Raw genomic sequence first — 22,410 nt, 5'->3', positions numbered from 1 at the left:
TGTCGAAGGAGAGATGTAATGAAAAAGCTCGTTCTTGCTTCCCTGTCCGCCCTTGCCCTGCTGGGCGTCGCGGCCTGCAGCGACAGCGGCACAGGCACCGACAACACCACAACGCAGAGCACCAATCCGCCGCCTGCCGAGCAGCCGATGAAGCCCGCGGCTCCGGCTGACAATTCGACCAAGCCTGCCGAGCCGGCTCCGGCAACGCCTGCTCCTGCGCCCGCGCAGTAGTTTGTAAGCAGTAAGTGCCTTGGGAGAGAGGCCGGCTCTACGCCGGCCTTTCTCGCATAGGCACCGGCAATGCGCCTCTCGTTCACAGACCCGACAGATGGCTGTTATTGACTTGATAGCGGGGATCGGTTGGCTCTATGAAGCGGGCCATGTCGATTTGGGACCGCCTCGGCGACTTCATCACGCGGGTTTCGTCTTCAACCACCTCTGGTGTCGCCGATGTGGTCGAGGCTGTGCGCACGGTTTTTTCCGGCGACGCCGACTTGCGCCGCCGCGTCGCCTTCTCGGTGGCGATGATCGCGCTTTCGGCCAAGATGGCCAAGGCCGACGGCATCGTCACCCAGGATGAGGTACGCGCCTTTCAGGAAATCTTCGAAGTGCCGCCGAAAGAGACGCGCAACGTTGCGCGGCTGTTCGATCTCGCCCAGCGGGACGTGGCCGGTTTCGAAACCTATGCCGAGCGCATGGCGCAGCTCTGCGGCTCCGGGCACTCCAATTGCGTGATGCTGGAAGACATACTCGACGGCCTGTTCCACATCGCCAAGGCCGATGGGCTGGTGCATGAGCGCGAAGGCATCTTCCTGCATCGTATCGCCGAGATCTTCCGCATCGATGAAACGCATTACGAATCGATCTTGGCGCGGCACGTCAATCTTGGCGCAGGCGACCCCTATGTCGTGCTCGGCATCGAGCGCGGCAAGCCGTTCGAGGAGGTTAGAAAACGCTATCGCAAGCTGGTGTCGGACAACCATCCGGATCGGTTGATCGCGCGCGGGTTGCCGCAGGAATTCATCAAGATCGCGACGACCAGGGTCGCGGCGATCAACGCCGCTTATGAGATGATCGAGCGGGGCCTGCGGCACGCATGACCGGCTTCCTGCCCGACGAGCCGAGCGCCGAGGTCAGGGTATCGCCGAATTTCGGGCCAAGGCGCGACGCGCAGAAGCCCGACATGATCGTGCTGCACTATACCGGTATGGCGAGTGGTACCGGGGCCGAAGCCTGGCTGTGCGACCCGGCGAGTGAAGTCTCGTCGCATTATCTTGTCCATGAGAATGGCCATATCGTGCAGATGGTCCGGGAAAGCGACCGCGCCTGGCATGCCGGCCAGAGTTCCTGGTTCGGACGCACCGACATCAATTCCTGCTCGGTCGGCATCGAAATCGTCAATCCGGGCCATTCACTGGGCTATCCCGGCTTTCCGAAACGTCAGATCACGGCGGTCATCGAGCTGTGCAAGGGGATTGCCGCGCGGCATGCGATCGGCGCCGAGCGGGTGCTGGCGCACTCCGATGTGGCGCCGGGCCGCAAGATTGATCCCGGCGAGAAGTTTCCATGGGCCGCGCTGTTCAAGGCAGGGGTCGGCCATCTCGTGCCAGCCTCTCCCGTCAGGCGCGGAGCCGCGCTGAAGCCCGGCGACCGCGGTGCCGATGTCGAGACACTGCAGTCGATGCTGTCGCTCTATGGCTATGGTGTCGAGATATCGGGCGTTTTCGACGATCGGACACGGGTCGTGGTCGAGGCCTTCCAACGGCATTTCCGGCCGCGCCGGATCGACGGAGTTGCCGACGGCTCGACGATGCGCACACTGCAGAAGCTGCTTGCTTCCGTCAGGAGTTGACCCAGGGTCAATTCCTGATTCAAGTAATCCTCCCTGGCCCTAAAGTTACAAACTGTCACTTAAAGTGACTTGCCCCGCCTTTATTGGCGCCAAATCGGGCTTCAAAGGGCTTTTCGTACAGTTTGTCGGACGTCCAGCCCCTCGGGTGTTCCGATATTGATCAAGCGATGCCACGCGAAGATCTTCGCGCGGTCCCAACAGAACAGGATCACATGCAGAAATTGACCGTTTTAACGGCAGCTCTTGCTGCCGGCGTAATGAGTTTTGCCTTCGGTGCGGCCGACGCCGCGCCGTTCAGCCCGCGGGCCGACCAGGGCTTCGTCGCGGCACCCGCCAAAGGCAAGGCCATTTCGGCCAAAAGCAGCAAGAGTGCTAAGGCGACGACGAAGCCCGCTTCCGCGAAAGTGGAAAAGGCAAGCTGGACCAAGGCAAGGAAATCCTCTGCCAAGAGGCAGACAAAGCGCGGTCGCAAAACCGTGGACATGATGACGACGGCATCGATCGGCCTCAGCAACGTCGCTGCGGCGACCGCGGCAGTGACGAGCGGCGGCCAGTATTCCGCGATTGTCGCCCGCTACGCGGCGAGCTACGGCGTTCCGGTGTCGCTGGCCAACGCCGTGATCCAGATCGAAAGCAACTACCGGCCGAACATGGTCGGCGGCGCCGGCGAGATCGGCCTGATGCAGATCAAGCCGGCAACCGCGCGCATGATGGGTTACAGCGGGTCGGCCAAAGGCCTGTTCGATCCCGACACCAACATCAAATACGGCATGAAGTACCTCGCTATGGCGCGCGACCTCGGCGGTGGCACGACCTGCGGCACGATCCTGAAATACAATGCCGGCCATGGCGCCACCCGGATGAACCCGGTTTCGGCGGCTTACTGCAGCAAGGTCAAGGTTCAGTTGGCGGCCGTCGGCGCGCCGGCTTGACAAGAACCGGTCACGACCGGCTTTTTTGGTTGCGTTTTGTGGTGTGAACCCCTTTATACGCCCTGCCAGCTGGCCGGGCGGCCGCACCCGCAAACGCCGAAAGGCCGCGGGTGAGGAAAGTCCGGGCTCCATGGAGACACGGTGCCGGTTAATGGCCGGCGGGGGCGACCCCAGGGAAAGTGCCACAGAAAGCAAACCGCCACGACTTTGTCGGGGTAAGGGTGAAAGGGTGGGGTAAGAGCCCACCGCGCGACTGGCAACAGGAGCGGCACGGTAAACCCCACCGGGAGCAAGACCGAATAGGGGCGGTGCGAGGGGAAACTCTCGAGGGCTGTTTCCGGCTCACCGCCCGGGTAGGTTGCGTGAGGCGCATGGCAACATGCGCCCAAGATGAATGGCCGCCACGTTCTCGTCTCGCAAGGGGCGAGGGCCATACAAAACCCGGCTTACAGGCCAGCTGGCAGTTTCTCTCCGCTACATCTAGGATTAAGTGTTTCGTATCAGAAGGTTGCCCCCACGGGTGCAGCTTCTGATCCAAGGGCGCGGCGCTACTTTTCGCCTCGTGGATGCGCTGGAAAGACGTTGGGATTTGCTGACCTTGCGTCCCTTCTCAGGTGCGCCGCGCGACGACATAGCGCCGGGTATCCGCCATCTGATTGTCGGCGAATATCTCACCTTGTACCGGTCGGCGGTGATGCGACCGAAATTCTTCGCGTGCTGCATGGTCGTCGCAACATCGAAGCCGATGACCTCGGCTCGTAGAGCGATTCCGGGAAAGCGCGTAGCGCCTTTCCCGGGAAAAGCGCGTAGCGCTTTCCCTTGCGGAATTGCGTAAAGACAAAGAGTTAGAGCGGTTCGGCGAGTCTATCAAACACTGAACCGCTTGTCGATTTGTCAGCCGCTGATCCTGCCCAGCGAGGCCTCGATCGCCTTCCAGAGTTCTTCCACGGGCTCACAGCCTACCGACAAGCGAACGAAGCCGGCCGGAACCGCATCGCCTCGCTTAAGCCGCCGCTCAGCCGAAGTGTGGACGCCACCGAAGGAGGTCGCGGCCTGCATCAGGCTGCAATTGTTGATGAAATCCTCGGCTTTCTGCTCGGAAGCGAGTTCGAAGGAGATGAGGAAGCCGAAGCGCTCCATCTGGGCGCGGGCAAGATTGTGCGAGGGATCGCCTTCCAGTCCGGGATAGCGCAGGCCGGTGATCGCCCGATGCCCCTGCAGGCGCCGCGCGATCACTTCCGCCGATGAGCACATACGGTCGAAGCGCACATCGAGTGTTTCCAGGCCGCGATGCACCAGCCAGGCTTCGAATGGCCCGGGGATGCTGCCCGAGACCTCGCGCCAGCCGGTCACGGCGGCGATGATATCCGCATTGCGGCTGGCGACATGGCCGAACAGCACGTCGGAATGGCCATTGGGCGCCTTGGTGTCGGCGGCGACAACGATATCGGCGCCGTGATCGAGAGGGCGCTGGCCGAAGGGCGTCATCGTCGTGTTGTCGACCACCAGCAGCGCGCCGGCCTTGTGAACGGCTTCGGCGACAGCTGCGATATCGCAGATGTCCAGCCCCGGATTGGCTGGCGTTTCGACGAAGGCCAGGCGGTAGCCATCGAAGCCGCCGTCGAGGAAAGTCGATGTCGGTCTGACGTCGTAGGTGACGCCGAGCGGCTTCAGGAAACGATCGGCCAGCGCCCTGGTGGTATGGTAGCCGTCCGAAGGCAGCAGGATATGGTCGCCGGCCTTGAGCACGGCAAAGAATGCCGCCGAGATCGCCGCCATCCCCGAGGGAAAACCGACGCAAGGCGCGTCTTCCAAATGAGACAACATGTGTTCGACGGCATCCCAGGTCGGGTTGCTGAAGCGGCCGTACTGGTTGAAGCCGGTGGCATCGCCCGGAGCATGGAAAATGGCGGCCATGGTCAGGGGCAGGGGAATGGAATCGCCCATGGCAAACCCGCCGCGACGCAAATGGGGAAGGGCTGCAGCGCGCGACTTCGCAGTTTCAGACATCGATTTCAAATCCCTTGGTGATCGGTGAGAAGGGCGAGACGCTATGCCCGGCCGCGGCTCGCGGCAAGGCGCCTCAAGTTGGGCCAGGCAGGCTCTAAACGGTTCGTTAGGCTTAATAGACCATAAAGACGAGACGTGCTGTCAAAGCCTTTCTCGTCGGCATGATGCGCGTGTTTGAGAAGCCTATTCCCGTTGACGCCCATAGTGCCCCATGATATCCCATCCAGACATCAAAGCCTTCGTTCCGCGTCAGGGTAGAGCGTACGCCAATCGGGCAGCCGCGGCGGCTGCGCGTTTGCCGGTTTTCGCCCGTGTGGACGAGGTGGGTGCGGGGCAGGCAATGCGCGGCGGTGGCGCGTGCGACACGATGAAGAGGGGTGCGGCGGCGCAAGCGGCCGCAACGTGTGATGGACCGGTTTCTGTCGAACACGGTGAGCAGGATCGATGCGAAGGGGCGGGTGTCCGTTCCTGCGCATTTTCGTGCCGTGGTGCAGAAGCGCGGCTATTCGGAGCTCTACGCGCTGCGCTGCCTGGACCTGCCGGCGATGGATGTCGGCGGGCTCGATCTGCTCGACCGCTACGAGCAGCGCATCGCGCGGGAAGACCCGTTCCTGCAGACTGCGGACGACATGTCGTTCTTCTGCCATGGCGACGGCGCATTCCTGAAACTCGACCAGGACGGCCGCATCACCATGACCGATTTCATTCGCGAGCATGCCGGCATCTCGGCGGAGGTGGCCTTTGTCGGGCGCGGCAATTTCTTTCAGATTTGGGAGCCGGGACGGCTTGCGACCTATGGAGCGCAGGCGCGGGCCAGGCTTTTGCAGCTTCGGCAGGGGACGGAGGCTCACGAGGCCAAGGCTGGGGAGCGACCGGAATGACGGTGGGCCACGGCGATGATATCAACGCCGTTGGCGGATCGGTCCGCCACATTCCGGTCCTCCTTGGCGAAGTGCTGGAAGCGCTCGCGCCGGCAAAGGGCGACATCATCATCGACGGTACGTTCGGCGCCGGCGGCTACACCAAGGCCATCCTGGCGGCCGGCGCGTCCGCCGTTGCCATCGACCGCGATCCGGATGCCATCGCGGCCGGCCGCGACCTTGAGGCGCGGTCCGGGGGCCGGCTGCGGCTCGTGCAGGCGCCGTTCTCGACGCTCGACCAACACGTCGAAAGCGCCGACGGCGTCGTGCTCGACATCGGCGTCTCCTCGATGCAGCTCGACCAGGCCGAGCGCGGCTTTTCCTTCCGCAACGACGGACCGCTCGACATGCGCATGGCGCAGGCGGGACTGAGCGCCGCCGATGTCGTCAACAGTTTCAGGCCGGGCGACCTTGCCCGCATCTTCGGCTTCCTCGGCGAGGAGCGTCACGCCGGCCGTATCGCCCGCATGATCGAGGCGCGCCGGGAAAAACGCCCGTTCGAGCGAACGCTGGAACTCGCCGACGCGATCGAGACGCATATCGGCCGCGCGCCGAAGGACAAGATCCATCCGGCGACGCGCGTCTTCCAGGCGCTGCGCATCTTCGTCAATGACGAGCTTGGTGAATTGGCCAGGGCACTGTTCGCGGCCGAACGCGCGCTGAAGCCCGGCGGCCGCCTTGTCGTGGTGACGTTCCATTCGCTGGAAGACCGCATCGTCAAGCGTTTCATCGCCGACCGCGCCGACGCCATGACCGGCTCGCGCCACATGCCGGAGGCGCAGGCGCGCACCGCGACTTTCCGCAAGGCTGGTGGCGGCGTGACGGCAGGCGACGCCGAGGTTGCGGCCAACCCGCGCGCCCGCTCGGCCAGACTGCGTGCGGCGATCCGCACCGAGGCTCCGGCGCGCAGCGGCGATTTCTCGATCTTCGGTCTTCCAAAACTTCCTGGCATCGACCGGCCGGGGGAGAGGTAAGCACGTGTTTCGTACCAGCGATATTGTCCTGATCGCCGTCATGGTTTCGGCCGCCGCCCTGACCTACAAGGCCAAGCGCGAGGCCGAGGACCAGTTGGCGGCCGTGCAGAAGATCCATGCCGAGATACGTTACGAGGAGGACACGATCGACCTTCTCAAGGCCGACTGGAGCCTGCTCACCCAGCCGTCGCGGCTGCAGAAGCTCGCCGAGCTCTACAAATCGCAGCTCGCGTTGGAGCCGGTCAGTGCCCGGCAGATCGTGGGCCTGGGCGACCTGCCGGCCAAGGCCCTCGACATCCAGGACATCCTGAACGGGCGCCAGGGCGCCATGGCCGACAATTCCGACAAGGCGCCCTTGGGCGACAAGGATCCCGTCGTGACCGGAGGCATCGCCCAATGATCGGCAAACTGCTGAAACGCTTCGCCACGGTAGGCCGCGCCAGGACGGGCGAGGACGGGTCGATCGTGGTCGAAGGCGCCCGCAAGGCGACCGGCGGCAAGGGCAAGGCGCGCATCGTGATGACGATGGCGGTATTCTTCGGCATTTTCTCGACTATATCCGGGCGGCTGGTCTATCTCGGTTTCCAGACACCCGACCTGTCGGGCGGTCCGCAAAGCCGGGTGACCGCGTCACGTCCCGACATTGTCGATCGCAACGGCGAAGTGCTGGCCACCGACATCAAGACAGCGTCGCTGTTCGCCGAGCCGCGCCGCATCGTCGATGCCGACGAGGCGATCGAGAAGCTGTCGACGGTGCTGCCCGAGATCGACTATGAGCAGACCTATCACAAGCTGAAGAGCGGCGCCGGCTTCGTCTGGCTGCAGCGGCAGCTGACGCCCAAGCAGCAGGCCGACATCATGCAGCTCGGCATTCCCGGTTTTGGCTTCCGCACCGAAAAGCGCCGTTTTTATCCGAGCGGCGAAACCTCATCCTACATTGTCGGCCTGACCAACATCGACAACCAGGGCATCTCCGGCATGGAGAAATATATCGATGAGCAGGGCCTGAGCGACCTGCAGGCGTCGGGCCTGGCCGTGGCGAAGGATCTCAGACCGGTCAAGCTTTCGATCGATCTGCGCGTCCAGCATGTGGTGCGCGACGAGATCGCCGCCGGCCTGGAACGCTATCGCGCCATGGGGGCTGGCGCCGTCGTGCTCAACGTCAAGACCGGCGAAGTGGTCGCCATGGCGTCGGTGCCGGATTTCGATCCGAACAATCCATACAATGCGCAGGACAAGGACCGGCTCAACCGGATGTCGGCGGGACTCTATGAGATGGGCTCGACGTTCAAGAGCTTCACCTCGGCCATGGCGCTCGATTCCGGCAAGGCGACGATGTCGAGCCGCTTCGACGCTTCGCATCCAATCCGGGTCGGCCACCAGGCCATTCACGATTTCCACGGCAAGAACCGCGTGCTGTCGTTGCCGGAGGTGTTCCTCTATTCCTCCAATATCGGGTCGGCCAGGGAGGCCGAGCTGGTCGGCATCGAGGCGCATCGCGAATTCCTGCATCGCCTCGGCATTCTGGAGAAGATGCAGACCGAACTGCCCGAAGTTGCCCGCCCGACCGAGCCGAAGGTCTGGAAGCAGGTCAATTCGTTCACCATTGCCTTCGGCCATGGCGTGTCGACGACGCCGCTGCAAGCGGCTGTCGGCTGCGCGGCGCTGGTCAATGGCGGATTCCTGATGCAGCCGACATTCCTGGTCCGCAGCCAAGAGGATGCGATGGCGGCGGCCAAGAAAGTGGTTGCCGAAAAAACTGTCGAGGGCATGCGCTACCTCTATTCGCTAAACGCCGAGAAGGGTTCGGCCAGAAACGCCCGGGTTCCCGGCTACCGCGTCGGCGGCAAGACCGGAACGGCCGAGAAGGTCATCAATGGCCGTTACTCGAAGGAGTTGAATTTCAACACCTTTGTCGCCGCCTTCCCGATGGACGATCCGCAATATCTGGTGTTCACGATCGCCGACGCCCCGCATCCGGAAAAGCCCGGGATGACCGACGTCGCGGCCAACAATGCAGGGGTAATGGCAGGCAATATCATCAGGCGTGCAGCGGCCATGCTTGGCGTGAAGCCAGATTTCAGCCATGAAAATGGTGCAACGCTGGTTTCCTATCAGTGATTCTTGGGGCGCGCCGGCAACTGCGCGCTATTTTGTTGCGGTGAACGGGACTCGATGAAGCTCAAAGATCTAGCCGGTATCCTGCCAGTCGAAGGAACAGCTTCCGCCGATCTGGAGGTTTCCGGCATCTCGTCGGATTCCCGCCAGGTAAAACCGGGCGTCCTCTTTTTCGCGCTTGCCGGCACCAGGGCCGATGGCGCCAGCTACGCCGCCGACGCGGCCCGGCGTGGCGCTGCCGCGATCGTCGCGGGCAGCGCCCTTGCCGATTTGCCGGTTCCGGTGCTGGCGGTCGATGATCCGCGCCTGGCACTGGCGTTGAGTGCCGCCCGCTACTTCCGCAGACAGCCGCAAACCATGGTCGCCGTGACCGGTACCAGCGGCAAGACGTCGGTCGCCGCCTTCACCAGGCAGATATGGGAGCAGGCGGGATACGCAGCCGCCTCGATCGGCACCACCGGCGTGGTTGCGCCCAGCCGCAACGAATATGGTTCGCTGACGACACCCGATCCGGTCGCCCTGCACCAGTTGCTGAGGGAACTGGCCGATGCCGGCGTTACCCACGCCTCGATGGAGGCCTCCAGCCATGGGCTCGACCAGCGCCGCCTCGATGGGGTGAAGCTCTCGGCTGGCGGCTTCACCAATCTCGGCCGCGACCACATGGATTACCACCCGACGATCGAGGATTATCATCGCGCCAAATTGCGCCTGTTCGACACGCTGCTGCCGAAGGGCGCACCGGCCGTTGTCTTCGCCGACGATCCGTGGTCGGAACCGACGATAAAGGCGGCGCGGGCCGCTGGGCTCGACGTGCTGACGGTCGGCCGCCATGGCGATTTCCTCAGGCTGAAGCGGGTCGAGCATGAGCGTCATCGCCAGCGTGCCGAGGTCGAGGCCGACGGTGTGATCCACGAGATCGACCTGCCGCTCGCCGGCGATTTCCAGATAGCGAATGCGCTGGTTTCGGCGGGGCTTGCCATTTCCACAGGAACACCTGTCGCCAAAGCCTTGGCGGCATTGGAGAAATTGAAAGGCGCGCCGGGCCGGCTAGACCTGGTCGGCACCACGGCGAGCGGCGCGCCGGTCTATGTCGATTACGCCCACAAGCCCGATGCGCTGGAGAATGTTCTGTCCTCCGTGCGTCCGTTCACCACCGGGCGCGTGATGGTCGTGTTCGGCTGCGGTGGCGATCGTGACCGGGGAAAACGACCGATCATGGGCGAGATCGCGACCCGGCTCGCCGATGTCGTCATCGTCACCGACGACAATCCGCGCTCCGAAGTGCCCGAGACCATCCGCGCCGCCATTCTCGCCGCCGCGCCCGGTGCCATCGAGATCGGCGACCGGCGCAAGGCAATCCACGAGGCTGTCGGCATGCTGCATGCCGGCGACACGCTGATCGTGGCCGGCAAGGGCCATGAGGAAGGCCAGACGATCGGCTCTGAAACCCTGCATTTTTCCGACCATGAGGAAGTGCGCGCCGCGCTCAGGGAGCGTGCCGCATGAGTTTGCTGTGGACATCCGAAGCGCTGATTGCCGCCACGGACGGGCGGCCGCTCGGCCCCATGCCCGAAGGCATATCGGGCATTTCGATCGACAGTCGCAGCCTGCAGCCGGGCGAGGCCTTCTTCGCCATCAAGGGCGAGGCGATGGACGGCCATGACTTCGTCACCGCCGCCATCAAGGCTGGCGCCGGCGTGCTGGTGGTGGCGGAAGGCAAGTTGCCGTCTCTTGGCCGGCTGACGGCGCCGATCATCGTCGTCGAGGACGTGCTGGTTGCGCTCGAAAAGCTCGGTGTCGCGGCGCGCGCCCGCTCGCAGGCCAGGATCATCGCGGTGACCGGCTCCGCGGGCAAGACCACAACCAAGGAGGCGCTTCGCCACGTGCTTTCGGCCGTTGGCAAGGTGCATGCCTCGGCGCAGTCCTTCAACAACCATTGGGGGGTGCCGCTGACCCTGGCGCGCATGCCGGCTGACTGCGACTATGCCGTGTTCGAGATCGGCATGAACCATCCCGGCGAGATACGGCCGCTGGTGAAGATGGTGCGGCCGCATGTCGCCATCGTCACCATGATCGCGGCCGCGCATCTTGGCTTCTTTCGCAATCTGGACGAGATCGCCAAGGCCAAGGCCGAGATTTTCGAGGGTCTGGAGCCCGACGGTGCCGCGGTGCTCAACCGCGACGATGCGCGTTTCAAGCTGCTGGACAAGATGGCACAGGCTGCCGGCGTCGAGCATGTCTATGGCTTCGGCGAGAATGCTCGCTCGACCTTCAAGCTGGTCAAGTGCGAGTTGCATGCCGATCATTCCGACATCGCCGCCAGGATCAGCGGCCACGATATGATCGCCCGTATCGGAGCTCCCGGCCGGCACATGGTGCAGAACGTGCTGGCGGTGCTTGGCGCCGCGCATCTGATTGGCGCCGATCTCGACAAGGTTGCATTGGCGCTGGCCGATCTCTCGGCCGAGCGCGGGCGCGGCAAGCGCCACGTGCTGCGGCACCCCGGCGGCTCGACTTCGGGCCAGCCCGGTGGCTCGGCTTCGGACCAGCCCGGTGGCCAAATCACGCTGATCGACGAGAGCTACAACGCCAACCCGGCCTCGATGGCGGCCGCCATGGCGCTGCTCAATGCGACGCCGGTGACGGGCGAGGGCAGGCGCATCGCCGTGCTTGGCGACATGCTGGAGCTCGGCGACCACTCGGCCAAGCTGCATGCCGCTCTTGCCGATCTCATCGTCGGCACGGGCACGCGGACAGTCTTTCTCGGCGGGCCGGAAATGCGGTCGCTGGCGGAAGCGCTGCCGGGCGATATCAGGACGGAATACCGCGCCGGCGTCGAGGAGTTGAAGCCGGTGCTGCTCGCCGCGCTGAAGCCGGGCGACGTGGTGATGATCAAATCGTCGAAGGGCATCGGTTTTGCAAAACTGGTCGATGCGCTGCTGGGCAAATTCCCGGCCAAGACGATAACCAGTAACCAGACCTAGTCGGGGAACGAAAGCGCATGTTCACACTGCTGGTCGATTTCGCGGACAAGGTCTCTGTCTTCAATGTCTTCCGCTACATCACGTTCCGCACCGGCGGCGCGCTGATCACCTCGGCGCTGATCGTCTTCATCTTCGGGCCGACCATCATCAATTCGCTGCGGCTCAGGCAAGGCAAGGGTCAACCGATCCGCGCCGACGGGCCGCAGACCCATTTCAAGAAGGCGGGCACGCCGACCATGGGCGGCCTGATGATCCTGTCCGGCATCATCGGCTCGTCGCTTTTGTGGGCGAACCTGTCGAGCATCTATGTCTGGGTGGTGCTGTTGGTGACACTCGGCTTCGGCTTGATCGGCTTCTACGACGATTATCTGAAGGTGACGAAGCAGTCGCATCTCGGCTTCTCCGGCAAGGCGCGGCTTGCGTTGGAATTCATTATCGCCGGCATCGCCGCCTGGGCGATCATGCACAATGGCCAGGCGCCGTTCTCGTCGTCGCTGACCTTCCCCTTCGCCAAGGAATTCATCATCAACCTCGGCTGGTTCTTCATTCCGTTCTCCTGCTTCGTCATCGTCGGCGCCGGCAATGCGGTGAATCTGACCGACGGCCTCGACGGTCTGGCGATCGTGCCGATCATGATCGCGGCGGCGTCCTTCGGCGTCATCGCCTATCTCTCGGGCAACGCGGTGTTCGCCGAATATCTGCAGATCCATTTCGTGCCCGGCACCGGTGAACTGGCGGTCGTGCTTGGCGCAGTCATCGGCGCCGGCCTCGGCTTCCTCTGGTTCAACGCGCCGCCCGCGGCGATCTTCATGGGCGACACCGGGTCGCTCGCCATGGGCGGTCTGATCGGCACGGTCGCGGTCGCCACCAAGCACGAGATCGTGCTCGTCATCGTCGGCGGCCTGTTCGTGGTCGAAATCCTTTCGGTCATCATCCAGGTCGGCTACTTCAAGATGACCGGCAAGCGCGTGTTCCTGATGGCGCCGATCCATCATCATTTTGAGAAGCTCGGTTGGACCGAAAGCCAGGTGGTGATCCGCTTCTGGATCATCGCCGTCATCCTGGCGCTGGTCGGCCTCTCCACCCTCAAGCTCAGATAGGCCGCCATTTGATCCCCGCCGCATCCTTCGCAGGCAAGCGTGTTTCGCTCTTCGGGCTCGGCGGCTCGGGGATCGCCACGGCGCGCGCGCTGATCGAGGGCGGCGCTGAGGTGCTGGCCTGGGATGACAATCCCGACAGTGTCGCCAAGGCGGCCGCCACCGGTATCGCCACTGGCGATCTGCGTGGCGCCGACTGGGCTGGGTTTTCCGCCTTCGTGCTGTCGCCCGGCGTGCCGCTGACCCATCCCAAGCCGCACTGGACCGTGGAATTGGCGCGCGGGGCGGGCGTCGAGGTCATCGGCGATATCGAGTTGTTCTGCAGGGAGCGGACGCAGCGTTCGCCGGATGCTCCCTTCATCGCCATCACCGGCACCAACGGCAAGTCGACAACGACCGCGCTGACGGCGCATATTCTCAAGGCCTCCGGACGCGACACGCAGATGGGCGGCAATATCGGCCGCGCGGTGATGACGCTCGATCCGCCGAAGCCCGATCGCCACTACGTGGTCGAATGCTCGTCCTACCAGATCGACCTTGCGCCCTCGATCAATCCGACGGCCGGTATCCTGCTCAATCTGACGCCCGACCATCTCGACCGCCACGGCACCATGCAGCACTACGCCTCGATCAAGGAGCGGCTGGTGGCAGGCAGCGAGACGGCGATCATGGGCATCGACGATTCCTGGTGCGCGCAGATCGCCGATCGGCTGGAGCGGGCAGGGCGGCAGGTCATCCGCATTTCCAAGCGTCTGCCGCTGACCGACGGCTATTTCGCCGACGGCACCAACATGATGGAGGCCGTGCATGGCCGCTACAGCCGGGTCGCCTTCCTCGAAGGCATCGGCTCGCTGCGTGGCCAGCACAATGCGCAGAACGCTCTAGCCGCCGTCGCCGCCTGCCTCAAGGTCGGGCTCGACCTCGGCGAGATCCAGTCGGGACTGGAAAGCTTTCCGGGTCTCGCCCATCGCATGGAGCAGGTTGGCCGCAAGGACCATGTGCTGTTCGTCAATGATTCCAAGGCGACCAATGCCGATGCCGCGGCACCCGCGCTGTCCAGCTTCAGCCGCATCTACTGGATCGCCGGCGGCCTGCCGAAGGAAGGTGGCATCGAGCCGCTGCGCGGCTTCTTCCCGCGCATCGCCAAGGCCTATCTGATCGGCGAGGCCGCACCCGCCTTTTCGGCGACGCTCGGCGAGGCCGTGCCTTATGAGATCTCGGGCACGCTGGCCGCCGCGGTCGAGCACGCCGCGCATGACGCAGCCAAAGACGACAGCGGCGAGGCAGTGGTGCTGTTGTCGCCGGCCTGCGCCAGTTTCGACCAGTTCAAGAATTTCGAGGTCCGCGGCGAAGCCTTCAGGCAAGCTGCGAGCGCTATAGATGGTGTCAAATCCATCGGAGGGGCACGATAATGCAGAGCCGTCTCGACAAAAGTCCGGTCGCAACCTGGTGGTGGACCATCGATCGCTGGTTCCTGGCGGCGTTCCTGTCGCTGATGGGGCTCGGCATCGTGTTGTCCTTCGCGGCAAGCCCCGCGGTCGCCGAACGCATCGGCCTCGACAGTTTCCATTTCGCCACCCGACAGATCATCTTCACCGTGCCTGCGCTCGGCGTGATGCTGGCGGTCTCCTTCCTCGATTCCAGGCAGATCCGGCGCATGTCGCTGATCATGCTATGCCTCATGCTGGTGCTGATGGTGGCGGTGCTCTATGTCGGCGTCGAGGTGAAGGGCGCGCGCCGCTGGGTGTCGCTTGCCGGCCTGTCGATCCAGCCTTCGGAATTCCTCAAACCGGCCTTCGTCATCATGTGCGCCTGGCTGTTCGCCGAACACAAGCGCCAGCCCGACATCCCCGGCAATCTGTTCGCCATGCTGCTCCTGGTCTTGGTCGTGTCGCTGCTGGTAGCGCAGCCGGACCTTGGTCAGACCATGCTGACCACCGGCACCTGGGGCATTATGTTCTTCATGGCGGGACTGCCATGGCTTTGGATCATCGTGCTGGGAGCCGCCGGCGTCGGCGGCGTCTTCGCCGCCTATACGGTGTTTCCGCACGTCGCGCTGCGCATCGACAAGTTCCTCACCGGCGAAGGCGACACGTTCCAGGTCGACATGGGCCGCGATGCGCTGATCAATGGCGGCTGGTTCGGCGTCGGGCCGGGCGAGGGCACCGTCAAACGGGTCATCCCCGACAGCCATGCCGACTTCGTCTTCTCGGTCGCGGGCGAGGAGTTCGGGCTGATCATGTGCTTCTTCATCATGTCGATCTTCGCCTTCATCGTGCTGCGCGGTCTCAACACGGCGCTCAAGGAGCATGACGACTTCACCCGCTATGCCGTCGGCGGTCTGGTCACCGTGTTCGGCTTGCAGGCCGTCATCAACATGTGCGTCAACCTGCAACTGGTGCCGGCCAAGGGCATGACGCTGCCCTTCATCTCCTATGGCGGCTCCTCGCAGATCGCCATCGCCATCTCGATGGGCATGGTGCTGGCGCTGACGCGCAAGCGGCCGGAAAAGCGCAAGCAGATGGGCTTTGCGCTGCCGCAGCGCACCGTGCCGGCGGAGTGACATGGCCAGAGGCGTTATCCTTCTCGCGGCGGGTGGAACCGGCGGACATCTGTTTCCAGCCGAAGCGCTGGCGCACGAACTGATCGAGCGCGGCTGGGCGGTGCATCTGGCGACCGACACCCGGGCCGAGCGGTTTGCCGCCCGTTTCCCGGCGGCGGCCGTCCATCCGATCCAGTCGGCGACGTTAGGCTCGAAAAATCCCTTCACCCTGCTTGGCGCCTTCTGGAAAATCTGGAGCGGCGTGCGTCAGGCCTCCGCCATCATCGGCAGGATCAAGCCGGAGGCCGTCGTGGGCTTTGGCGGATATCCGACCTTGCCGCCGCTCTATGCGGCGACGCGGCGCAAGGTTCCGACGCTGATCCATGAGCAGAACGCGGTGATGGGGCGCGCCAACCGGGCGCTGTCGGGCCGTGTCGATGCGATAGCCGGCGGCTTCCTGCCGCAGGATGAGAGTGCGGCCGGCGCCAAGACGGTGACGACCGGCAATCCGGTCAGGCCGGCTGTGCTCGAAGCAGCCAGGACACCTTACGTCGCTTCAACCAGGGATGAGCCTTTCCGCCTGCTGGTGTTCGGCGGCAGCCAGGGCGCCCAATTCTTTTCCGATGCGATGCCGGGGGCAGTCGCGCTGCTTTCCGATGCACAGCGCAGACGCCTTGTTATTACTCAACAAGCTCGCGCGGACGACGTGGCGCGGGTGAAGGCGGCCTATGCCGCGCTTGGCGTCGCCGTCGAGGTCTCGCCGTTTTTTACCGACATGGCGGCGCGCATTGCGGCGGCGCATCTGGTGATCTCGCGTTCCGGCGCCTCGACTGTCTCGGAGATCGCAGTTATCGGCCGGCCGGCGCTGCTGGTCCCCTATCCCTTTGCGCTCGACCACGATCAGGCAGCGAATGCGGCAGCGCTCGCTGCCGCTGGCGGCGGCGAAGTGCATGTGCAATCGTCGCTTTCGTCCGAGCGTATCGCGGCCCTGCTCGGCGCCCTGATGGACCAACCGGAGCGGCTTGCGACGATGGCCGCCGCGGCCAAGTCGGTCGGCAGGCCCGACGCGGCACGGTTGCTCGCCGACCTCACAGAGGCTATTGCGTCCCGCAAAACAGTATCGGATTTCAGGAAGGGAACGCACCCATGAAGATGCCGCAGACCATTGGCCTCGTGCATTTCATCGGCATTGGCGGCATCGGCATGAGCGGCATCGCCGAGGTGCTGCACAATCTCGGCTACAAGGTGCAAGGGTCCGACCAGGCCGACAGCGCCAATGTGCAGCGGCTGCGCGACAAGGGCATCGAATGCTTCGTCGGCCACAAGGCCGAGAATCTCGGTGACGCCGAGGTCATCGTCGTCTCGACCGCGATTAAGAAGTCGAATCCCGAACTGAAGGCAGCGCGTGAAAAACTGTTGCCGATCGTGCGCCGCGCCGAGATGCTTGCCGAACTGATGCGTTTCCGCCAGGCTGTTGCCATCGGCGGCACGCATGGCAAGACGACGACTACCTCGATGGTGGCGACACTGCTTGAAGCCGGTGGGCTCGACCCGACCGTCATCAATGGCGGCATCATCAATGCCTATGGCACCAATGCGCGCATGGGCGACGGCGAGTGGATGGTGGTCGAAGCCGACGAAAGCGACGGCACCTTCCTCAAGCTGCCGGCCGACATCGCGGTCGTCACCAACATCGATCCCGAGCATCTCGATCATTATGGCAATTTCGACAATGTGCGCGAAGCGTTCCGCCAGTTCGTCGAGAACGTGCCTTTCTATGGCTTCGGCGTGATGTGCACCGATCACCCGGAAGTGCAGGCGCTGGTCGGCCGCATCGAGGACCGGCGCGTCATCACCTATGGCGAGAACGCACAGGCCGACGTGCGCTTCACCAACCACCGCATGGCGGGGGCGACCTCGGAGTTCGATGTCATCATCCGCGACCGCAAGGGGCGCGGCCAGACAACGATAGCGGGCCTGCGCCTGCCGATGCCTGGTCACCACAATGTATCCAACGCGACGGCCGCGATCGCGGTCGCGCACGAACTCGGCCTCTCCGCCGAGGCGATCAAGAAGGGCCTGTCTTCCTTCGCCGGCGTCAAGCGCCGCTTCACGCATACCGGTTCCTGGAATGGTGTCGACGTGTTCGACGACTACGGTCACCACCCGGTCGAGATTTCGGCGGTACTGAAGGCGGCGCGCAGCGCCACCAATGGGCGTGTCATCGCCATTGCCCAGCCGCACCGCTTCACCCGGCTGCACGATCTGTTCAACGAGTTCTCCGCCTGCTTCAACGATGCCGACACGGTGATGGTCGCCCCGGTCTACGCCGCCGGCGAAGAGCCGATCGACGGCGTGACCTCGGACGCGCTGGTGTCGCGCATCCGCGCCGGTGGCCATCGCGACGCCCGCTATATCGAGGGTCCGGCTAATATCGCACCCGTCATCCGTGACATCGCCAAGCCCGGCGACTTCGTCGTCTTCCTGGGCGCCGGCAATATCACCCAATGGGCCTATGCTCTGCCGAAGGAGCTTGCCCCCTCATGATGAACGGCCAGGCCCTGATCGACAGACTTGGCGACCGGCTGGCCGGCCTGCGCGGTCGCATCACGCCGAATGCCGAGATGGACAAGATCACCTGGTTCCGGGCAGGCGGCCTTGCCGAGGCGCTGTTCCAGCCCGCGGACGAGGAGGACCTTGCGGCGTTCCTCAGGGCGGTTCCCGAAGAGATCCCCCTGACGATCGTCGGCGTCGGTTCGAACCTTCTGGTCCGCGACGGCGGCATCCCGGGTTTTGTCGTCAGGCTTTCCGCGAAGGGCTTTGGCGAGGCTGAAGTCATTTCCCCGATCAGGATCAAGGCAGGTGCCGCCACGCCCGACAAGCGTGTGGCGGCGGTGGCGCTCGAGGCCGGCATTGGCGGCTTCCATTTCTACCACGGCATTCCGGGCGCCATCGGCGGGGCGCTCAGGATGAATGCCGGCGCCAATGGCGTCGAGACGCGCGAGCGCGTCGTCGAGGTGCGGGCGCTCGACCGCAAGGGCAATGTCCAGACGCTGAGCAATGCCGAGATGGGATATGCCTACCGCCATTCGGCGGCGCCCGTCGGGCTGATCTTCACCTCGGCCGTTTTCGAAGGCTTTGCCGAAGACAAAGCGGTCATCAAGACGGCGATGGATGCGGTGCAGAACCATCGCGAGACCGTGCAGCCGATCCGCGAGAAGACCGGCGGCTCGACCTTCAAGAATCCGGAAGGCACCTCGGCCTGGAAGGAAATCGACAAGGCGGGTTGCCGCGGCCTGATGATCGGTGGCGCGCAGATGTCGCCGATGCACTGCAACTTCATGATCAACACCGGAACCGCGACCGGCTACGATCTCGAATATCTCGGCGAGACGGTGCGCGCGCGGGTGCTCGAGCATTCCGGCATCCGGTTGCAGTGGGAGATCAAGCGCATCGGCGATTTCCGCTCCGGGCATGCCGTGCAGGAGTTCCTCGGCCAGCTCCTTTAGCGCATCTTGAAGTTCACGTGATGCGTGAACTTCAACGGGATCGAAATGCCGTGAAATCGTTGCTGCAAAGACTCAGCGACACGGTTTTCGCATCCATTTTCTCAGAAAGTGAATCTCTCGGAATCATAAGTACTTGCCAGTGAATCAACTCTCTGATTCTCTGCCCTAAAGCGTTTCCTGATTTGAGTCGTTCGACGCGTTACCCGCGTTTTCCGTCTGGGGGGCAACCTGCCGGGAGACTCGGACTCAATGTTGCGGAAATCTTGGATTTTGGTCCGCCGTGAGAGGGGATGACGGGGAATGAAAAACAAGCATGTGGCCGTATTGCTGGGAGGTTTCTCGTCCGAGCGGCCCGTGTCCTTGTCTTCGGGAAAGGCCTGTGCCGATGCGCTGGAGCAGGAAGGCTATCAGGTCACCCGTGTCGATGTCGGGCGCGATGTCGGCTCGGTGCTTGCCGAGCTCACGCCCGACGTCGCCTTCAATGCGCTGCATGGACCGTTCGGAGAGGACGGTACCATCCAGGGTATCCTTGAATATCTCGGCATTCCCTACACCCATTCCGGCGTGCTCGCCTCGGCGCTTGCCATGAACAAGGAGCAGGCGAAGAAGATCGTCAAATCGGTCGGCGTTCCCGTTGCCGAATCGAAGGTCGCCAACCGCTTCTCTATCCAGAACAAACACCCGATGAAGCCGCCCTACGTGGTCAAGCCGGTCAGCGAAGGGTCGAGCTTCGGCGTCGTCATCGTGTCGGAGGGGCAGTCCCACCCACCGCAGGTGATCGGGTCGTCCGAGTGGAAATATGGCGATACCGTCATAGTTGAGCGCTACATCCATGGGCGCGAGCTGACCTGCGCCGTCATGGGCGATGTGGCGCTTGGCGTCTGCGAGATCATCCCGACGGGCCATTCCTTCTACGACTATGATTCAAAATATGTCGCGGGCGGATCAAAACACGAATGCCCCGCAAAAGTTTCACCGAATATTTACCAAAAAATACAGACACTGGCGCTCAAGGCTCACCAAGCCGTCGGCTGTCGGGGCGTTTCCCGGTCGGACTTCCGTTATGACGATCGTCACTCCGAAAATGGCGAGGTTGTATGGCTCGAGGTCAACACTCAGCCGGGCATGACGCCGACGTCTCTGGTGCCTGAAATTGCCGCCCATGCCGGGCATTCGTTTGGTGAACTGTTGAGTTGGATGGTGGAGGACGCTTCGTGTCTGCGTTGAAATGGGGGCAGGGCAAGGTGAGGGGCGCGGCCGGGCCGTCGCTGTTCGGCCTGCCATTGTCGTTGGACCATTTCGTCCTGCCGCGCGTGCTTCGCCGCCCGGTGCGCATCCTGACGCGCCTTGGAGATGGTGAATTCCAGGCGCCGCGGTTCTCCGTCGCGATCATGTCGTCGGTGCTGCTGGCTTCGAGCGGGGCCTATGGCGCCTACCTCGGCGGTCATGCCGACGGTATCATTCAAAGCATCACCGCCCGCACCGGCTTTGCCGTTGATCAGGTCAAGGTGGTCGGCAACCGTCAGACTTCAGAGATCGACATTCTCGACAGGCTTGAACTCGATGGCTGGACTTCGCTGATCGGCTTCGATGCCGAGGCCGCGCGGGAGCGCATCGCGACCTTGCCGTGGATCCAGGTCGCCGCGGTGCGCAAGGTCTATCCGCATACGCTCGAAGTGCGCGTCGAGGAGCGCGCGGCTTTCGCGCTCTGGCAGCAGGGCAACGACCTCTCCGTCATCGAAAAGGATGGCGCTGTCATCGCGCCGTTCTCGGGCGGCAAGCAGGTGCTCCTGCCGCTGTTGATCGGTACCGGCGCGCCCGCCAAGGCGCCTGATTTCCTGGCCAGGATCGAACGGTATCCTGACCTTGCCAGTCGCATCAAAGGCTATGTCCGCGTCGGCGAGCGGCGCTGGGACCTGAAGCTGGACAACGGCATCACCATCAAGCTACCCGAGGATGACGAGGAACAGGCGCTCGCCGAGCTCGTCAAGATGGACCATGACAAGGGCCTGCTGTCGCGCGACATCGCCGCCGTCGATATGCGCCTGACAGACCGGCTGGTCGTGGAGCTGACGCCACAGGCGGCGACGCAGCGCGAAGCCGCGCTCAACGAGAAGCCGAAAACCCTGAAACGCAAGCCGGAGACGAAGATATGAGCTGGCTTGGCGGTTCTGGCGATGCCTCGTCGCGCCGGTCGGGCACCCTGACGGTGCTGGATGTCGGCTCGAACAAGGTCTGCTGCATGGTGGCCAAGCTCAAGCCGAACGATGACGGCAAGCTCCTGCGCGGCCGCTCGCACCGCATCCAGGTCATCGGCATCGGCCACCAGAAATCGCAAGGCGTGAAGTCGGGTGTCATCGTCGATCTCGATCGTGCCGAGCATGCTATCCGCCTTTCCGTCGACGCCGCCGAGCGCATGGCCGGGCTGACGGTCGATTCGCTGATCGTCAACATGACCGCCGGACGGCTGAAGAGCGAAAGCTTCTCGGCCACCATCAACCTTGGTGGCCACGAGGCCGACGAGGCCGACATCAAGCGCGTGCTCGGCGCCGGCGCCAAGCAGGCGCTGAAGGCCGAGCGCGAGGTGGTCCATTCGCTGCCCGTCGGCTTCTCGCTGGATGCCGAGCGCGGTGTGCGCGATCCGCGCGGCATGGTGGGCGACACGCTTGGCGTCGACATGCATGTGCTGACCGGTGATGCCGCGCCGATGCGCAATTTGGAGCTTTCCATCAATCGCTCGCACCTGTCGGTCGAGCGCATGGTGGCGACGCCCTATGCCAGCGGGCTGGCGGCACTCGTCGACGACGAGCTGGAACTCGGAGCCGCCTGCATTGACATGGGCGGCGGCACGACGACGATCTCGGTGTTTTCGGAAGGCAAGTTCGTTCATGGCGACGCCATCGCCATTGGCGGCAACCATGTCACGCTCGACATGGCCAAGGGACTTTCGACCTCGCTCGATGCCGCCGAACGGCTCAAGGTGATGCACGGCTCGGCGTTGCCGGGCAGTGCCGACGACCGCGACCTGGTCTCAATCCAGCCGATCGGCGACGACGGCGACGTGCCGCTGCAGATCCCGCGTTCGGTGATGACGCGCATTGTGCGCGCCCGCATCGACGAGACGCTCGAACTCCTGCGCGACCGGTTGAACAAGTCCGGCTATGGCAATGCGGTCGGCAAGCGCGTCGTGCTCACCGGCGGCGCCAGCCAGCTGGCCGGCCTGCCGGAGGCGGCGCGCCGCATCCTGGGGCGCAATGTACGCATCGGTCGCCCGCTCGGCGTGGCGGGCTTGCCCGAAGCGGCGAAAGGCCCTGCTTTCTCGGCCGCTGTCGGGCTTCTGATCTATCCGCAGATGGCGAGCTTCGAGAGCCATCCGGCGAAAGGCATTTCCGGTCTCAGGATGACCGGAACTGGTGGAAAACTGCATCGCATGAGTCAGTGGTTGAGAGACAGTTTCTAATTGACGGGGACA

General features: G+C 63.9%; 21 protein-coding genes and 1 other RNA gene. 20 read left to right on the top strand and 2 right to left on the bottom strand.

The genetic code is table 11. From position 1 onward, the window contains the following. The first annotated feature begins 18 nt into the window (after positions 1 to 18). The 3 genes from FJ492_RS05460 to FJ492_RS05450 all read left to right on the top strand — a co-directional run bounded on the left by FJ492_RS05460 (position 19) and on the right by FJ492_RS05450 (position 1,852). Positions 19 to 231 (top strand): hypothetical protein, encoded by a 213-nt coding sequence (locus FJ492_RS05460; protein WP_140502402.1) that lies wholly within the window; start codon positions 19 to 21, stop codon positions 229 to 231. A 149-nt stretch (positions 232 to 380) separates the two neighbouring features. Beyond that, positions 381 to 1,100 carry a DnaJ family molecular chaperone gene (locus FJ492_RS05455; RefSeq protein WP_140502403.1) on the top strand — a complete coding sequence of 240 codons (720 nt, stop codon included), beginning with the start codon at positions 381 to 383 and terminating at the stop codon, positions 1,098 to 1,100. After that, positions 1,097 to 1,852 (top strand): N-acetylmuramoyl-L-alanine amidase, encoded by a 756-nt coding sequence (locus FJ492_RS05450; RefSeq protein ID WP_140502405.1) that lies wholly within the window; start codon positions 1,097 to 1,099, stop codon positions 1,850 to 1,852. The genes FJ492_RS05455 and FJ492_RS05450 overlap by 4 nt, the downstream gene beginning before the upstream one ends. A gap of 208 nt (positions 1,853 to 2,060) precedes the next feature. On the opposite strand, the gene FJ492_RS29080 is transcribed toward FJ492_RS05450, so the two are convergent. After that, entirely contained in the window at positions 2,061 to 2,279 is a 219-nt protein-coding gene (locus tag FJ492_RS29080) for a hypothetical protein (protein WP_246672949.1), read from the bottom strand. Here FJ492_RS29080 and FJ492_RS05445 point away from each other — a divergent pair. Continuing rightward, positions 2,200 to 2,784 carry a transglycosylase SLT domain-containing protein gene (locus tag FJ492_RS05445; protein ID WP_246672948.1) on the top strand — a complete coding sequence of 195 codons (585 nt, stop codon included), beginning with the start codon at positions 2,200 to 2,202 and terminating at the stop codon, positions 2,782 to 2,784. The two genes, FJ492_RS29080 and FJ492_RS05445, sit on opposite strands and share 80 nt — an antisense overlap. Before the next feature lie 65 nt (positions 2,785 to 2,849). Beyond that, an RNA gene (rnpB, locus tag FJ492_RS05440) (RNase P RNA component class A) lies at positions 2,850 to 3,249 on the top strand. A gap of 429 nt (positions 3,250 to 3,678) precedes the next feature. Here rnpB and FJ492_RS05430 read toward each other — a convergent pair. Beyond that, a complete protein-coding gene (locus FJ492_RS05430) occupies positions 3,679 to 4,794 on the bottom strand; it encodes a cystathionine gamma-lyase (protein ID WP_140715811.1) in 1,116 nt (371 codons plus the stop codon). A gap of 407 nt (positions 4,795 to 5,201) precedes the next feature. Here FJ492_RS05430 and mraZ point away from each other — a divergent pair, with 407 nt between their 5' ends. From mraZ to ftsA, 15 genes are all read left to right on the top strand, one after another. Then, a complete protein-coding gene (gene mraZ / locus FJ492_RS05425; protein WP_140715813.1) occupies positions 5,202 to 5,675 on the top strand; it encodes a division/cell wall cluster transcriptional repressor MraZ in 474 nt (157 codons plus the stop codon). Continuing rightward, positions 5,672 to 6,688, top strand: coding sequence for a 16S rRNA (cytosine(1402)-N(4))-methyltransferase RsmH (gene rsmH, locus FJ492_RS05420; protein WP_140715815.1), 1,017 nt, complete (start codon positions 5,672 to 5,674; stop codon positions 6,686 to 6,688). Before mraZ ends, rsmH begins: the two co-directional genes overlap by 4 nt. A gap of 4 nt (positions 6,689 to 6,692) precedes the next feature. Continuing rightward, positions 6,693 to 7,088: a hypothetical protein gene (locus FJ492_RS05415; protein WP_140715817.1), complete on the top strand. Its 396-nt coding sequence runs from the start codon at positions 6,693 to 6,695 to the stop codon at positions 7,086 to 7,088. Then, positions 7,085 to 8,809, top strand: a complete 1,725-nt coding sequence (locus FJ492_RS05410) for a penicillin-binding protein 2 (RefSeq protein WP_140502413.1) — start codon at positions 7,085 to 7,087, stop codon at positions 8,807 to 8,809. Before FJ492_RS05415 ends, FJ492_RS05410 begins: the two co-directional genes overlap by 4 nt. Before the next feature lie 54 nt (positions 8,810 to 8,863). Further along, positions 8,864 to 10,312: a UDP-N-acetylmuramoyl-L-alanyl-D-glutamate--2,6-diaminopimelate ligase gene (locus tag FJ492_RS05405; RefSeq protein ID WP_140715819.1), complete on the top strand. Its 1,449-nt coding sequence runs from the start codon at positions 8,864 to 8,866 to the stop codon at positions 10,310 to 10,312. Next, positions 10,309 to 11,790 (top strand): UDP-N-acetylmuramoylalanyl-D-glutamyl-2,6-diaminopimelate--D-alanyl-D-alanine ligase, encoded by a 1,482-nt coding sequence (locus FJ492_RS05400; protein WP_140768873.1) that lies wholly within the window; start codon positions 10,309 to 10,311, stop codon positions 11,788 to 11,790. Before FJ492_RS05405 ends, FJ492_RS05400 begins: the two co-directional genes overlap by 4 nt. Positions 11,791 to 11,807: 17 nt before the next feature. Continuing rightward, the gene (gene mraY, locus FJ492_RS05395) at positions 11,808 to 12,890 is read left to right on the top strand and encodes a phospho-N-acetylmuramoyl-pentapeptide-transferase (protein WP_140502418.1); all 1,083 of its coding nucleotides are present in this window, start codon (positions 11,808 to 11,810) and stop codon (positions 12,888 to 12,890) included. 8 nt (positions 12,891 to 12,898) lie between these two features. Continuing rightward, a complete protein-coding gene (gene murD / locus FJ492_RS05390) occupies positions 12,899 to 14,299 on the top strand; it encodes a UDP-N-acetylmuramoyl-L-alanine--D-glutamate ligase (RefSeq protein ID WP_140768871.1) in 1,401 nt (466 codons plus the stop codon). Beyond that, positions 14,299 to 15,450: a putative lipid II flippase FtsW gene (gene ftsW / locus FJ492_RS05385; protein ID WP_140715825.1), complete on the top strand. Its 1,152-nt coding sequence runs from the start codon at positions 14,299 to 14,301 to the stop codon at positions 15,448 to 15,450. Before murD ends, ftsW begins: the two co-directional genes overlap by 1 nt. A 1-nt stretch (position 15,451) precedes the next feature. Next, positions 15,452 to 16,579 carry an undecaprenyldiphospho-muramoylpentapeptide beta-N-acetylglucosaminyltransferase gene (gene murG, locus FJ492_RS05380; RefSeq protein WP_140715827.1) on the top strand — a complete coding sequence of 376 codons (1,128 nt, stop codon included), beginning with the start codon at positions 15,452 to 15,454 and terminating at the stop codon, positions 16,577 to 16,579. Then, the gene (gene murC, locus FJ492_RS05375; RefSeq protein WP_140715829.1) at positions 16,576 to 17,976 is read left to right on the top strand and encodes a UDP-N-acetylmuramate--L-alanine ligase; all 1,401 of its coding nucleotides are present in this window, start codon (positions 16,576 to 16,578) and stop codon (positions 17,974 to 17,976) included. The genes murG and murC overlap by 4 nt, the downstream gene beginning before the upstream one ends. After that, positions 17,973 to 18,938, top strand: a complete 966-nt coding sequence (gene murB, locus FJ492_RS05370; RefSeq protein WP_140768869.1) for a UDP-N-acetylmuramate dehydrogenase — start codon at positions 17,973 to 17,975, stop codon at positions 18,936 to 18,938. Before murC ends, murB begins: the two co-directional genes overlap by 4 nt. A gap of 300 nt (positions 18,939 to 19,238) precedes the next feature. Next, complete coding sequence (locus FJ492_RS05365) at positions 19,239 to 20,165, top strand: D-alanine--D-alanine ligase (RefSeq protein WP_140768867.1); 927 nt, start codon at positions 19,239 to 19,241, stop codon at positions 20,163 to 20,165. Continuing rightward, entirely contained in the window at positions 20,153 to 21,094 is a 942-nt protein-coding gene (locus FJ492_RS05360; protein ID WP_140768865.1) for a cell division protein FtsQ/DivIB, read from the top strand. The genes FJ492_RS05365 and FJ492_RS05360 overlap by 13 nt, the downstream gene beginning before the upstream one ends. Continuing rightward, positions 21,091 to 22,398 (top strand): cell division protein FtsA, encoded by a 1,308-nt coding sequence (ftsA, locus tag FJ492_RS05355; protein WP_015317215.1) that lies wholly within the window; start codon positions 21,091 to 21,093, stop codon positions 22,396 to 22,398. The genes FJ492_RS05360 and ftsA overlap by 4 nt, the downstream gene beginning before the upstream one ends. Positions 22,399 to 22,410 lie beyond the last annotated feature (12 nt).

This window comes from Mesorhizobium sp. B2-5-4 (genome assembly GCF_006441095.1).
Taxonomy (GTDB): domain Bacteria; phylum Pseudomonadota; class Alphaproteobacteria; order Rhizobiales; family Rhizobiaceae; genus Mesorhizobium; species Mesorhizobium salmacidum.
The sequence above is the reverse complement of the archived record's forward strand: the minus strand, read 5'-3'. Positions and strand labels throughout refer to the sequence as shown.